The organism is Bosea sp. 685 (genome assembly GCF_031884435.1).
Lineage (GTDB): Bacteria > Pseudomonadota > Alphaproteobacteria > Rhizobiales > Beijerinckiaceae > Allobosea.
Window position 1 is genome coordinate 444849 of sequence record NZ_CP134779.1, and the last position, 13617, is coordinate 458465.

The window sequence follows — 13617 nt, forward strand, 5'->3', positions numbered from 1 at the left end:
CGGCTGGCGTCAATCCAGCGGCGCAACCGGAACGGCCGGTGTCTCGGGCTTCGGCGTCGAGGGCGTCGCATCTTGGATTTGGACCGGGGGCAGTTCGACGGGCGCGACAGTGATGCCCGAGGGGTCGGCGCGGGCCAGCGGCGGCTTGCGCTCCGCCTCGTCCGTGCCGCGCACGTCGTTGGGGTTGACGAGCTGGGGGTTGACGAGCTGGGGCTTGTCCGCGCCGGTTGCGGGGTTGGCCGGGCCGGGTGTCGGCAGCGCCGGCGCCGCTGGTGAGCTCGGGGCTATCGTCGCGGGGGCGCTGGCCGTCGCGGCCGGCTTCTCCGCCGGGTTGAGCGGTTCGGCCGCATGCGGCGGCGCGGCCGGGCTCGGCGGCAGGATAGTCGCCGGGGCACTCGCCTGGCCCTGCGGCTTCAGCGAGGGCGGGCGCTCGGGTGGGCGCGGTACCAGCCGCGGCGCCGGCCTGTCGTCGCGCGGATCGACGCGGGCGATATGCGGGGCGGGTGCGGGCCTCGGCCGTGCATCGGGCAGGGGGATGCGGTCGACCAGGTCGCCGCTATGGGCGTCGAAGATCAAGCGGGCGCGGCCGCCATTGGCGGTCTGGCCGTCGATCACATAGGAGGAGCCGGTGCGCACCATCCGGTCGACCCGGGCGAGGCCGAAGTCGCGCGCGGCGATGCGGCCGATGGAGCGGGGCGGAACCGGAGCGGGAGGCAGCGGCGCGTAGCGTTCGTAATAGCCGCGCGGATAGGCCTCTTCCTCCTCATAGAGGTAGTACTGCGCTGCCGCTCCGCCAACCGAACCTGCGAGCGCGCCGGCCACCGCCAGGCTCGTCAGGACCAGGCGCGAGGGCGCGGTCGATCGAAAAACCATGTCGTCTCCTTTGGGCGACTGAATTGGGTCTTCAGTCTTCCTTAGGGATTACGGCGTGCGTGGGGCTGAAATCGGGGGAGAATTCAGCCTTTTGCCGCAGCGAACACATTGATAAGGCGCTCGACATCCGCCTCGCTGGTCGAGAACGCCATGACGAAGCGGCCGATGGTCTCGCCCTCCGCGAAGGGGATATCCTTCGGCAGCGCGGTCTGCGACCAGGGCAGGTAGCCGACACCGGCCTCCTTCAGCTTCGCCTGGAGGTCCGCCGACAGAATCGGAAACACCTGATTGACCTGGCAGGGCCAGGCGAGCGGGATGTTCAGGGCGATGAGCGCATCGGCCAGGCGCTTGGCCATCGCATTGGCGTGGCGCGCCAGCTCGAGCCAGTGGCCGCCACCAAGCAGGCCCTCGAACTGCGCCCCGATCAATCGGCCCTTGGACAGGGTGTGGCCCGCCCGCTTGCGCCGCCACTTCATCTCGGCCGCCGCCTCGGGCTGGAAGAAGATCACGGCCTCCGCCGCCCAGGCGCCATTCTTGGTGCCGCCGAAGGACAGCACGTCGACGCCGGCCTGCCAGGTGATCGCCGCCGGCGAGCAGCCAAGTGCGACGAGCGCGTTGGTGAAGCGGGCGCCGTCCATATGCATGGTCAGGCCGCGCGGTGCGACGGCATCCTTCAGGGCGCGCACCTCGGCTGGGGTGTAGATCTGCCCGCATTCCGTCGCCTGCGTGATCGAGATCGCCTGCGGCTGGACCTGATGCAGCGCGCCTTCGCGCATGCGGGCGAGGGCCTGCGTCACGGGGCCGGGCGCGATCTTGTTGCCGGCACCTGGCAGGCCGACGAGCTTGGCGCCGTCGCTGAAGAATTCCGGCGCGCCGCATTCATCGTCGGCGACATGGCTTTCCTCATGGGTCAGCACCGCGCCCCAGGGGCGGGTGATGCTGGCGAGCGCCAGGGAGTTGGCCGCCGTGCCGCTGGCGACGAGGAAGACCGCGACCTCATGCTCGAAGATCTCGGCGAAGAGGCGCTCGGCGCGGCCTGTCCAGGCGTCCGTGCCATAGGCTGTCGCGGTGCCGTCATTGGCGGCCGCCAATGCTGCCATGACGGGGGCGCTGGCGCCGGCGGTGTTGTCGCTGAAGAAGTTCATATCCAAGGGGTAGCGCCGGGTTGTGACGCTAACAAGCGCGCCGACGGATCGCCGATCTGCATGCGACGATGGTCGAAACGGGGCAGGGGCTGGAAAACCGGCGGAAAACAAGAAGCGTGCTGGCAATGTTGGGCTTTCGCTCCGGATATGTCTTGGGGGCGAGCGATATCGCAATAAAATTTCGGCCCCACCCGCAATCGGTGCTTGTGCCGAGATTAGAATTCTGGCAAATTCATCGTGATAGGACAGTGTTGCTGTCCCATTTTCACTGCGCCGACCGTGAGCCGCCTAGCGCTTGCGGCGGCCGATCGCAACGGAGCGGACACATGACGAGGGGTAAGGCCACAACCGCCAAAACCAATCGTACGCGCGCCGCCCGTAAAGCGGCGGCTTAGACAGGCGCGGCAGGGCGACAAGCCCGAGGCGCCTGCGGAGGACGCGGGCGCCCCAAGACAGCGCAAGCCACCCTCTCCAGGAATGACTTGGCCACGTTGGCCCCATCCTTGCTGCATGCCCGATCGGGCTCGGCACGAGGGCTGGCGCGGCGAAGGATGGTGTGGACTCGAAGGCGACTGTTGGCGGAAGCTGGCAGGCAGCGTGAAGCGGGGTTTGACGATGAGCGAAACCAGCAAGTCGAGCGTGGCGGCGGCAGCTGCGGCTTTCCCGGCAGTGCGTGATCCTGCAATGCCCGAGCGCCAGGGGCTCTACGACCCGTCCTACGAGAAGGATTCCTGCGGTGTCGGCTTCATCGCCGACATGAAGAACCGCAAGACCCATGCGATTGTCCAGCAGGGCTTGCAGATCCTGCATAATCTCGATCATCGCGGCGCCGTCGGGGCGGACCCCAAGCTCGGCGACGGCTGCGGCATCCTTGTCCAGATCCCGCATGGCTTCTTCATGGAGGAGTGCGCCAAGCTCGGCATCGAATTGCCGGCGGCCGGCCACTACGCCATCGGCCAGTTCTTCATGCCCCAGGAAGCCGAGGATCGCGCCGTCTGTGAGGAGATCGTGGCGCAGGCCGTCACCGAGGAGGGGCTGATCTTCCTGGGCTGGCGCGACGTGCCGGTCGACTCGTCCGATCTCGGCGAGGCCGTGAAGGAGAGCGAGCCGGTCCATCGCCAGCTCTTCGTCGGCCGTCCGGCCGAGATCGCTGACGAGGACGATTTCGAGCGCAAGGTCTATGTCCTCAGAAAGTCGGTCTCCAACAAGGTCTATAAGCGCCAGGATCGCGCCACCGCGACCTATTACCCGGTCTCGATGTCGGCCCGCACCATCGTCTACAAGGGCATGGTGCTGGTGACCCAGCTCGGCTCCTATTTCAAGGATCTGACCGATACGCGCTTCGTCAGCGCGCTCGCGCTGGTCCATCAGCGCTTCGCCACCAACACCTTCCCGTCCTGGCGGCTCGCCCACCCCTACCGGATGGTGGCGCATAACGGCGAGATCAACACGCTGCGCGGCAACGTCAACTGGATGGCGGCGCGCCAGGCCTCGGTCGATTCCGAACTGTTCGGCCCCGATATCTCGAAGCTCTGGCCGATCTCCTACGAGGGCCAGTCCGACACAGCCTGCTTCGACAATGCGCTCGAATTCCTGGTCCAGGGCGGCTATTCGCTGGCTCACGCCATGATGATGCTGGTGCCCGAGGCCTGGGCCGGCAATCCGCTGATGGATGAGGAGCGGCGCGCCTTCTACGAATATCACGCCGCGCTGATGGAGCCCTGGGACGGGCCGGCCGCGATCGCCTTCACCGATGGCCGCCAGATCGGCGCGACGCTCGACCGCAACGGCCTGCGTCCGGCGCGCTATCTCGTCACCGATGACGGGCTCGTGGTGCTGGCCTCCGAGTTCGGCGTGCTGCCGATCCCCGAGGAGCGCATCGTCCAGAAGTGGCGCCTGCAGCCGGGCAAGATGCTGCTGATCGATCTCGAACAGGGCCGCATCATCGGCGACGACGAGATCAAGACGAGCCTGTGCCTCGCCAACCCCTACAGGGACTGGCTGAAGCGCACCCAGATCGTGCTGGAGGAATTGCCCCCGGTCGAGGCACGGGCGCAGCGCACCGATGTGCCGCTGCTCGATCGCCAACAGGCCTTCGGCTACACCCAGGAAGACACCAAGCTCCTGATGGCGCCGATGGCCGTGACCGGCCAGGAAGCTGTCGGCTCGATGGGCACGGACACGCCGATCTCGGCGCTCTCGTCGAAGTCGAAGCTGCTCTACACCTATTTCAAGCAGAACTTCGCGCAGGTCACGAACCCGCCGATCGACCCGATCCGCGAGGAGCTCGTGATGAGCCTCCTCTCCTTCATCGGACCGCGTCCCAACATCCTCGACCTGGAGGGCACCTCTCGGCGCAAGCGGCTCGAGGTGCGCCAGCCGATCCTGACCAATGACGATCTCGAGAAGATCCGCTGCATCGGCCATTACGAGGACCGCTTCGACACCAAGACGATCGACATCACCTATCCCGCCCGCGATGGCGCGGCCGGCATGGAGCATGCGATCGAGCGGCTCTGCGAGCGCGCGGAGGCTGCCGTCAACGGCGGCTACAACATCATCATCCTGTCCGACCGGCAGGTCGGCCCGGACCGCATCCCGATCCCGGCGCTGCTGGCGACGGCGGCCGTGCACCACCACCTGATCCGCAAGGGCCAGCGCACCTCGGTCGGCCTCGTGCTGGAATCGGGCGAGCCGCGCGAGATCCATCACTTCGCCTGCCTCGCCGGCTTCGGCGCCGAGGCGATCAACCCCTATCTCGCCTTCGAGACGCTGGAGGCCCTGCTCGAGGCCGGCGAATTCCCCAGGGAGGTCGACCGTTACGAGGTGGTGAAGCGCTTCATCAAGTCGGTCGGCAAGGGCATGCTCAAGGTCATGTCCAAGATGGGCATCTCGACCTACCAATCCTATTGCGGCGCGCAGATCTTTGATGCTGTCGGGCTCAAGACCGAGACGATCGTGAAGTATTTCACCGGCACGATCTCCTCGATCGAGGGCGTCGGCCTGCCCGAGATCGCGGAAGAGACCGTGCGCCGCCACCGCGACGCCTTCGGGGATTCGCCGATCTATCGCGACTCGCTCGATATCGGCGGCGAATACGCCTTCCGCCTGCGCGGCGAGGACCATGCCTGGACGCCGGAGAACATCGCTCTGCTCCAGCATGCGGTGCGCGGCAATGCGCAGGACAAGTACAAGGCCTATGCCGAGCTGGTGAACGACCAGAGCTCGCGCTTCTCGACGATCCGCGGCCTGTTCCAGATCAAGGATGTGGATGCGCTCCAGCGCAAGCCGATCCCGATCGAGCAGGTCGAGTCGGCCGCTTCCATCGTCAAGCGCTTCTCGACCGGCGCGATGTCCTTCGGCTCGATCAGCCATGAAGCGCATTCGACGCTCGCCATCGCGATGAACACGATCGGTGGCAAGTCGAACACCGGCGAGGGCGGCGAGGAGCCGGAACGCTTCGTGCCGATGGCCGACGGGCGCTCGATGCGCTCGGCGATCAAGCAGGTGGCGTCGGGCCGCTTCGGCGTGACGACGGAGTATCTCGTCAATTCGGCGATGATGCAGATCAAGATCTCTCAAGGCGCCAAGCCCGGCGAGGGCGGCCAGCTTCCTGGCCACAAGGTCGATGCGCGCATCGCCAAGGTACGCCATTCGACGCCTGGCGTCGGCCTGATCTCACCGCCGCCGCATCACGACATCTATTCGATCGAGGACATCGCCCAGCTCATCTTCGATCTGAAGAACGTCAACCCGGCCGCCGACGTCTCGGTCAAGCTCGTCTCCGAGCTCGGGGTCGGCACGGTTGCGGCCGGCGTCGCCAAGGCGCGCGCCGACCACATCACCATCTCGGGCTATGAGGGCGGCACGGGCGCGTCCCCGCTGACCTCGATCAAGCATGCCGGCTCGCCCTGGGAGATCGGCCTCGCCGAGACCCACCAGATCCTGGTGATGAACAAGCTGCGCGGTCGCATCGCGCTGCAGGTCGATGGCGGCTTGCGCACCGGGCGCGACATCATCATCGGCGCGTTGCTCGGGGCCGACGAGTTCGGCTTCGCGACCGCGCCGCTGATCGCGGCGGGCTGCATCATGATGCGCAAATGCCATCTCAACACCTGCCCGGTCGGCGTCGCGACGCAGGATCCGGTCCTGCGCAAGCGCTTCAAGGGCGCACCCGAGCACGTCATCAACTTCTTCTTCTTCCTCGCCGAGGACGTGCGCGAGATCATGGCGAGCCTGGGCGTCGCCAATTTCGACGACCTCGTCGGCCGCTCCGACTGGCTCGACAAGAAGCAGGCGATCGAACACTGGAAGGCCAAGGGGCTCGATTTCTCCCGCATCTTCCATAAGCCCGAGGTCGGCCCCGAGGTCGCGATCCGCCATGTCGAATTGCAGCAGCACCCGATCGACACGGTGCTCGACCGCATGCTGATCGCAAAGTCGCAAGGCGCGCTCGAAAAGGGCGAGAAGGTCGTGATCGAAAGCCCGATCCGCAATGTCGACCGCTCGACCGGCGCGATGCTCTCAGGACAGGTCGCCAAGCGCTACGGCTATGCCGGCTTGGCCGAGGACACGATCACGGTGAAGCTCACCGGCACCGCCGGCCAGAGCTTCGGCGCCTGGGTCGTCAATGGCGTCACGCTCGATCTCACCGGCCAGGCCAACGACTATGTCGGCAAGGGCCTCTCGGGCGGCAAGCTGATCATCAAGCCCTCGCCCGATGCCCGGCCGCTGGCCGAGCAGTCGATCATCGTCGGCAACACCGTGCTTTACGGCGCGATCTCGGGCGAATGCTACTTCCGCGGCGTCGCCGGCGAGCGCTTCGCGGTGCGCAATTCCGGCGCGATCGCGGTGGTCGAGGGCACGGGCGATCATGGCTGCGAATACATGACCGGCGGCGTCGTCGTCGTGCTCGGCCAGACCGGCAGAAACTTCGCGGCCGGCATGTCGGGCGGCGTCGCCTATGTGCTCGACGAGGACAAGAGCTTCGCCAAGCGCTGCAACCTCTCCATGGTCGACCTCGAACCGGTCATCGAGGAGGAAGAGCTGATGCAGCGCATCCATCACCATGGCGGCGATCTCGAATTCAAGGGCCGCATCGACGTGATGGCCAATATGTCCGGCTACGATGCCGAGCGCCTGCACCAGCTGATCAGCGATCACCTGCGCTATACCGGCTCGCTTCGCGCCAAGCACATTCTCGACAGCTGGGCGGAGTACCTGCCCAAATTCGTCAAGGTCATGCCGGTCGAATATCGGCGTGCGCTACAGGAAATCGAGCAGGCGCAGGCCAGCATGTCGGTCGCGGCGGAGTAAGACGATGGGCAAGGTAACCGGCTTTCTCGAGATCGACCGCCGCGACCGGAAGTATCTTCCGGCCTCGGACCGGATCCGGAACTACAAGGAATTCGTGATCCCCCTCGGGGGCGAGGCGACGCGTGACCAGGCGGCGCGCTGCATGAATTGCGGCATCCCCTATTGTCACAATGGCTGCCCGGTCAACAACCAGATCCCGGACTGGAACGACCTCGTCTACAACGACAAATGGCGCGAGGCCCTGACCAACCTGCACTCGACCAACAACTTCCCGGAGTTCACCGGCCGCGTCTGCCCCGCGCCTTGCGAGGCGTCCTGCACGCTGAACCTCGAGGACACGCCGGTCACCATCAAGTCGATCGAATGCGCCATCGTCGACAAGGGCTGGCAGGAGGGTTGGATCACGCCCGAGCCGGCCAAGGTCAAGACCGGCAAGAAGGTCGCGCTGATCGGCTCCGGCCCGGCGGGCCTTGCTGCCGCCCAGCAACTCGCGCGCGTCGGCCACGAGGTGCATCTCTATGAGCGCCAGGCCCGGGCCGGCGGCCTGCTGCGCTACGGCATCCCGGACTTCAAGATGGAGAAGTCCCATGTCGAGCGCCGCGTCCGCCAGATGGAGGGCGAGGGCGTCATCTTCCATTACGGCGTCAATGTCGGCGTCGATATCGATCCCGCTGAACTGCTCGCGCAATATGACGCCGTCGGCCTGACGGGCGGCGCCGAGAAGCCGCGCGACTTAGCCATCGAGGGCCGCGAGCTCGACGGCGTCCAGTTCGCGATGGACTTCCTGCCGCAGCAGAACCGCCGCGTCGGGGCCGAGCCTGCGACCGGCAACGCCAAGCCGATCCTGGCCTCGGGCAAGCATGTCGTCGTCATCGGCGGTGGCGATACCGGCTCCGACTGCATCGGCACCTCGGTGCGCCAGGGCGCGCTCTCGGTGACGCAGATCGAGATCATGCCGGAACCCCCCGTCAAGGAGAACAAGGCGCTGACCTGGCCGAACTGGCCGCTCAAGCTGCGCACCTCGTCGAGCCATGAGGAAGGCGCCGAGCGCGACTTCGCCATCGGCACGCTGAAGTTCATCGGCGAGAACGGCAAGGTCCGCAAGCTGCGCTGCGCCAGGGTCGATGGTCAGTTCAAGCCGATCGAGGGCACCGAGTTCGATCTCAAGGCCGATCTCGTACTGCTCGCCATGGGCTTCATCTCGCCGGTCCATGAGGGGCTGCTGGCGAAGCTCGGCGTCGCGCTCGACAAGCGTGGCAATGTCGAGGCCAACACGCTCGCCTACAAGACCTCGGTCGAGAAGGTCTTCACCGCGGGTGACATGCGGCGTGGCCAGTCGCTGGTGGTCTGGGCCATCCGCGAAGGCCGTCAGATGGCTCATGCGATCGACAAGCACCTGATGGGCGAGACGATCCTGCCGCGGTGAGCCTGCCGCGTAACTCTACTCCGGCGGCCGTCTGACGCGGCTTTCTGCGCTTCCGGTGCTCACGGACATGAAGTCCGCTGCGCTCCGGTTCTCGAAAGCCACGCCAGCCGACTCACCGGAGCGAGTTTCGCGACAAGCTCCGAGGAGTCCGCGAGGATTCAGCGCGGCCATTTGTAATCGTCGAGACGCCCGGGCTTCGGCTCGGGAGCGATGCCTTCGCCGAAGATGCGGTCGAGCTGGGCTGCGGCCTCGCTACGTCCGCGGGCATCCGTGATCGACGCCAGTAGCGCCTGTTCGCCCGCGCTCGCCTGCCCGGTCAAAGGCTGGATCGGCCCGGCCAGTGGCTTGACCTGCAAGGCGGTCGGTAGCCCCGGTGCCGCAGGCAGGTTGCCGACCATGCCGTCGATCAGGCGCTCGATGCCGCAGGGTTGGAGCTCGGGATTGGTCGGAGCGCCGGTTCCCGGCGCGACCGGCAAGGCGATGAGGCCCGGCTGCGGCTGGCTTTCGATCTGCCGGCGGATCAGCACATCGACGAAATGCGCGGCCTTGCGCGCTCCCGCCGTGGTGAAATGGATGCCGTCGCCGAGCCGCAGCCGCATGGTCTGGCCCGAGACATCCGGCCCCATCGCCGTGTAGCGGTTCTCGGCATCGACGAAGGCGCCCCAGAGATCGACATATTGCCCGCCGGCCTTCTCGACCTGCTGACGGTAGAGCTCGTTGAAGGAGACGAAATCGACGGAGAGGCGAGGATTCTGCACGGGCGGCGCGCCGACCCAGATCAGCGGAACGCGCCTAGCCGCGAAGGCGCTGGCGACCGCCTCGATGCGGGCCTTGTAAAGTTCGCTCCAGCGCGGGCTGAGCGGCTCGTGCACCGTCTCGCCTTCGCGGATCGCCTGCCGGTCGTTGAGGCCGAGCAGCATCACGCCGAGGCTGATTTTCGAGTCACTCGCCAGCAGATCGTTGGCAACCTTGGGCCAGTCGTAGAAATCGCTCCTGACCAGGCCGGAATCGGGCTTGGCCTTGTTGACCACCGCCACGTCGGGCCTGTCGTTCAAGGCATCGTCGAGCCCGCCGGCAAGGAGCACGGCGAGCGAGTCGCCGATCACCAGGACATGATGGGCGATATCGATCTTCGGAATGACGGGGTCGTCCCTGACGATGACCGGCGGCGCACGTCGTTTCACCACCGGCGGCACTACACGCGGACGTCTCGGCACGACGACGGGAGGCGGTGGCGGCTGCTGCCAGAAGAAGGAGAAGAAACTGCGCTGTTGCGGCTGGGGCGCGCCTTGGGCGAGCGAGGATGGCCCGCCGGTCATGAACAGCAGGCAGGCCGCGCCCAGCACTGTGACGAGGGAACGCAAACGCATGAGTCTTTCGATCCTGCGCCGTGGCCGATCCTGCCCCGATCCCGGCCACTATAGCCCAGGATCGGGGCAGCGTCAGCGGGCGTCGCGCATCTTGGCCAGCAGGGCCGGTGTCGGATAGCCGTCGGCGATCTCGCCGGTCTTGAGCTGGTATTGCCGCACGGCCTCGCGCGTGCCGGTACCGATGCGTCCATCGGCGTCGTGATTGTAGAGGCCGACCGCCTTGAGCCGGCGCTGCACCTCCTGCAGTCCCGCCTTGTCGAGGCGCGGCGCCTGGACCGGCCAGTCGGCCTGGATCGCCGGGCGGCCCATGATGCGGTCGCCGAGATGGCCGACGGCGAGCGCATAGGCGTCGGAGGAATTGTATTTCTTGATGACGTCGAAATTCTCGGTCAGCAGCATGACCGGCCCGCGATAGCCGGCGGGGAAGAACAGCCGTGCTTCGCCGGAGCCGGGCAGGGGCCGCCCATCCGCCCGACGCACGCCGGCGGCAGCGAAGGAGGAGAAGCTTGCCTTGTTGACGCGGTAGTCGAACCGTTCGGGCAATGTGACCTCCAGGCCCCAGGGCAGGCCCGGCACCCAGCCATAGCCCTTGAGGTAATTGGCGGTGGAGGCGAGCGCGTCGCTGGTCGACGTCCAGATGTCGGCATGGCCGTCCCCGGTCCAGTCGACGGCATATTTCATGTAGCTCGACGGCATGAACTGGGTGTGGCCCATCGCGCCGGCCCAGGAGCCGCGCAGCTCGGCGCGCTCGACATGGCCCTTCTCGATCAGCTCCAGCGCGGTCAGCAATTCGTCGCGGAAGAAGTCGCCGCGATAGCGGATCTGCGCCAGGGTCGCGAGGCAGCGGATCGTATCCTTGTCGCCCTTGAACGAGCCGTAATTGGTCTCCATGCCCCAGATCCCGAGCACGACCTCCTTGGGCACGCCGTAGCGCGCCTCGACCTGCGCCAAGACGCTGGCATTCTCAGTTGCGGCGTCGCGCCCGCGCGGGATGCGCGTGCCGCCGAGCGCGCTGTTGAGATAGCCCCAGATCGGCGCGGTGAACTCGGACTGCTTCTTGGTCAGCGCCACGATCGAGGCGTCGGGCGTCACGCCGCGAAAGGCGAGGTCGAAGGTCGCGCGCGAGATGCCGCGCGCCTGGGCCTGCGGCCAGAGCCCCTTCAGGAAGGCATCGAACGAGGCATCGGCCGGGGCCGTCTTGGCGTCCTTGGCGCGGGCCGCCGAGACGTTGATCGAGCCGGTGGTCTGCGCAAGCGCGGGGGCGAGGCTGATGATGGCCGCGGCGGCAATCACGGACAGACGCATGACGAACCTCGCTCAGGCGGGCTAGTGGGAAACGGAGCTTTCCCCACAGCGCCCGAACAAGATTAACCAAGGGTAAACGGCGCGCAATCGCGCGCCGGTTTCGCGGGCCGTTTTGCTTGGTTGCAAGCTTATTTGGCGTTGCGGGTTTTCAGCTGGTCTTCCCAGGCCAGGGCCTGGCGCACGATCTGCTCGAGATCATCATGCTCGGGCAGCCAGCCGAGTTCGGCGCGGATGCGGTCGGCCTTGGCGATGAGCGAGGCGGGGTCTCCGGCGCGGCGGCCCGAGAGCTTGACCGGGAAATCGACGCCGGAGACCTGCTTCACCACATCCACCACCTGCTTGACCGAATAGCCGCGCCCATAGCCGCAGTTCAGCGTGAGGTTCGCGCCGCCCGCGCGCAGATGGTCGAGGGCGGAGAGATGCGCACGCGCCAGGTCGGTGACGTGGATGTAGTCGCGCACGCAGGTGCCGTCGGGCGTCGGATAATCCGTGCCGAAGACCTCGAGCCCGGCGCGCTGGCCGAGCGCCGCCTGGCTGGCGACCTTGATCAGATGGGTGGCGTTGGGGCTCGACTGGCCCGAGCGACCCCTGGGGTCGGCGCCGGCGACGTTGAAATAGCGCAGCGCGACATAGGTCAGGGGAAAAGCGCGTGCCACGTCGCTCAGCATCCATTCGCTCATCAGCTTGGAGCGGCCATAGGGGTTGATCGGGTTGAGCGCGATCTCCTCCGGCACGGGGCTGACCGGCGGCTCGCCATAGACGGCCGCCGTGGAGGAGAAGATGACATGCTTCACGCCGCCGCGGACCGCGCTTTCCAGAAGCGCGCGCGTCTTTACCGTGTTGTTGAGATAGTAGCCGAGCGGGTCGGAGACGGAATCGGGCACCACGATCTTGGCGGCGAAATGCGCGATTTCGGTGATGCCGTGCTCGGCGATGACGCGCTCGACGAAAGGCTGGTCGCCCATATCGCCCTGGACGAGGGTGGCTTCCTTCGGCACGGCCCACCAGAAACCGGTCGAGAGATCGTCGAGTACGACGACGGCCTCACCACGATCGAGCAATTCCAGAACCATATGGCTGCCGATATAGCCGGCGCCGCCCGAAACCAGAATCGCCATTACACATCCTCATCCGTCACAATCGTTTCGACTCATCTAAGCAAAAGATGTTGACGAGCCATCAAGGTCGTCCTGCTATTTGCCATCATCGGCGGGCTCAGTGAACATGTGAGCCAAGTCGCCACCTCCACCCCAACCGCCGCCGTCATCGCACGGCTAAGCGCGCGAAATGGATCCTTCATGACGAAACGCATTCGCAAGGCCGTTATTCCCGTCGCCGGGCTCGGCACACGCTTCCTGCCCGCCACCAAGGCGATCCCCAAGGAGATGCTGACCGTCGTCGACCGCCCGGTCGTGCAGCATGTCGTGGATGAGGCGAGGGCCGCCGGCATCGAGCATTTCGTCTTCATCACCGGCCGCAACAAGGGCGTGATCGAGGACCATTTCGACCTTGCCTACGAGCTCGACGACACCTTGCGCAAGCGCAACAAGCTCAAGGAGCTGGAAGGGCTCCTGGCCGATCTGCCGGCCGCCGGCGCGACGAGCTTCACCCGCCAGCAGGCCCCGCTCGGCCTGGGCCATGCCGTCTGGTGCGCGCGTGACATCGTCGGCGACGACGAGCCCTTCGCGCTGCTCCTGCCCGACATGCTGCATCATAGCCATGGCAAGGGCTGCCTCGCCGAGATGATGGATGCCTATGAGAAGCATGGCGGCAACCATATCGCCGTGGCGCCGGTGCCCGAGGACCAGACCCATCAATACGGCATCGTCGGCGTCGAGGATCGCAACGCCAAGGTGTCCAGGGTGACGAAGATGGTGGAGAAGCCGGCCAAGGGCACGGCGCCCTCGAACCTGCACATCACCGGCCGCTACATCCTGCAGCCGACGATCTTCAATCTGCTGGCCAATCAGGAGCCGGGCGCCGGCGGCGAGATCCAGCTCACCGATTCGATGATCGCGCTGTCGCGGCTGGAGCCGTTCCACGCGGTGCGCTTCGACGGCGATATCTACGACACCGGCTCGAAGATCGGCTTCCTGACCGCCAACATCGCCTATGCGCTCGAGCGCGGCGATCTCGGCCCGCAGCTCCGCCAGGAGATCGAGCGGCTGCTGGAGCGTTGATG

The 13617-nt window shown here is 66.4% G+C and carries 8 protein-coding genes; 3 read left to right on the forward strand and 5 right to left on the reverse strand.

Annotation, left to right across the window (positions count from 1 at the left end; genetic code table 11):
* Positions 1-9 precede the first annotated feature (9 nt).
* Together RMR04_RS03255 and RMR04_RS03260 are read right to left on the reverse strand one after the other, a co-directional pair.
* Positions 10-873 (reverse strand): hypothetical protein, encoded by an 864-nt coding sequence (locus RMR04_RS03255; protein WP_311912946.1) that lies wholly within the window; start codon positions 871-873, stop codon positions 10-12.
* Positions 874-956: 83 nt separating this feature from the next.
* Positions 957-2018, reverse strand: coding sequence for a threonine aldolase family protein (locus tag RMR04_RS03260; protein ID WP_311916043.1), 1062 nt, complete (start codon positions 2016-2018; stop codon positions 957-959).
* 615 nt (positions 2019-2633) lie between these two features.
* On the opposite strand from RMR04_RS03260, the gene gltB reads away from it, so the two are divergent.
* Together gltB and RMR04_RS03270 are read left to right on the forward strand one after the other, a co-directional pair.
* Positions 2634-7334 carry a glutamate synthase large subunit gene (gene gltB / locus RMR04_RS03265; RefSeq protein ID WP_311912947.1) on the forward strand — a complete coding sequence of 1567 codons (4701 nt, stop codon included), beginning with the start codon at positions 2634-2636 and terminating at the stop codon, positions 7332-7334.
* Between the two features lie 4 nt (positions 7335-7338).
* Positions 7339-8760: a glutamate synthase subunit beta gene (locus tag RMR04_RS03270; protein ID WP_311912948.1), complete on the forward strand. Its 1422-nt coding sequence runs from the start codon at positions 7339-7341 to the stop codon at positions 8758-8760.
* Positions 8761-8918: 158 nt separating this feature from the next.
* Here RMR04_RS03270 and RMR04_RS03275 read toward each other — a convergent pair whose 3' ends face one another.
* The 3 genes from RMR04_RS03275 to galE all read right to left on the reverse strand — a co-directional run bounded on the left by RMR04_RS03275 (position 8919) and on the right by galE (position 12553).
* Positions 8919-10130, reverse strand: a complete 1212-nt coding sequence (locus tag RMR04_RS03275) for an SGNH/GDSL hydrolase family protein (protein WP_311912949.1) — start codon at positions 10128-10130, stop codon at positions 8919-8921.
* Positions 10131-10202: 72 nt separating this feature from the next.
* Entirely contained in the window at positions 10203-11435 is a 1233-nt protein-coding gene (locus RMR04_RS03280) for a lytic murein transglycosylase (RefSeq protein ID WP_311912950.1), read from the reverse strand.
* Positions 11436-11563: 128 nt separating this feature from the next.
* Positions 11564-12553 (reverse strand): UDP-glucose 4-epimerase GalE, encoded by a 990-nt coding sequence (gene galE / locus RMR04_RS03285; protein ID WP_311912951.1) that lies wholly within the window; start codon positions 12551-12553, stop codon positions 11564-11566.
* A gap of 180 nt (positions 12554-12733) precedes the next feature.
* Between galE and RMR04_RS03290 the strand changes: the two genes are divergently transcribed.
* Positions 12734-13615, forward strand: a complete 882-nt coding sequence (locus RMR04_RS03290; protein ID WP_311912952.1) for a UTP--glucose-1-phosphate uridylyltransferase — start codon at positions 12734-12736, stop codon at positions 13613-13615.
* Positions 13616-13617: the final 2 nt, after the last annotated feature.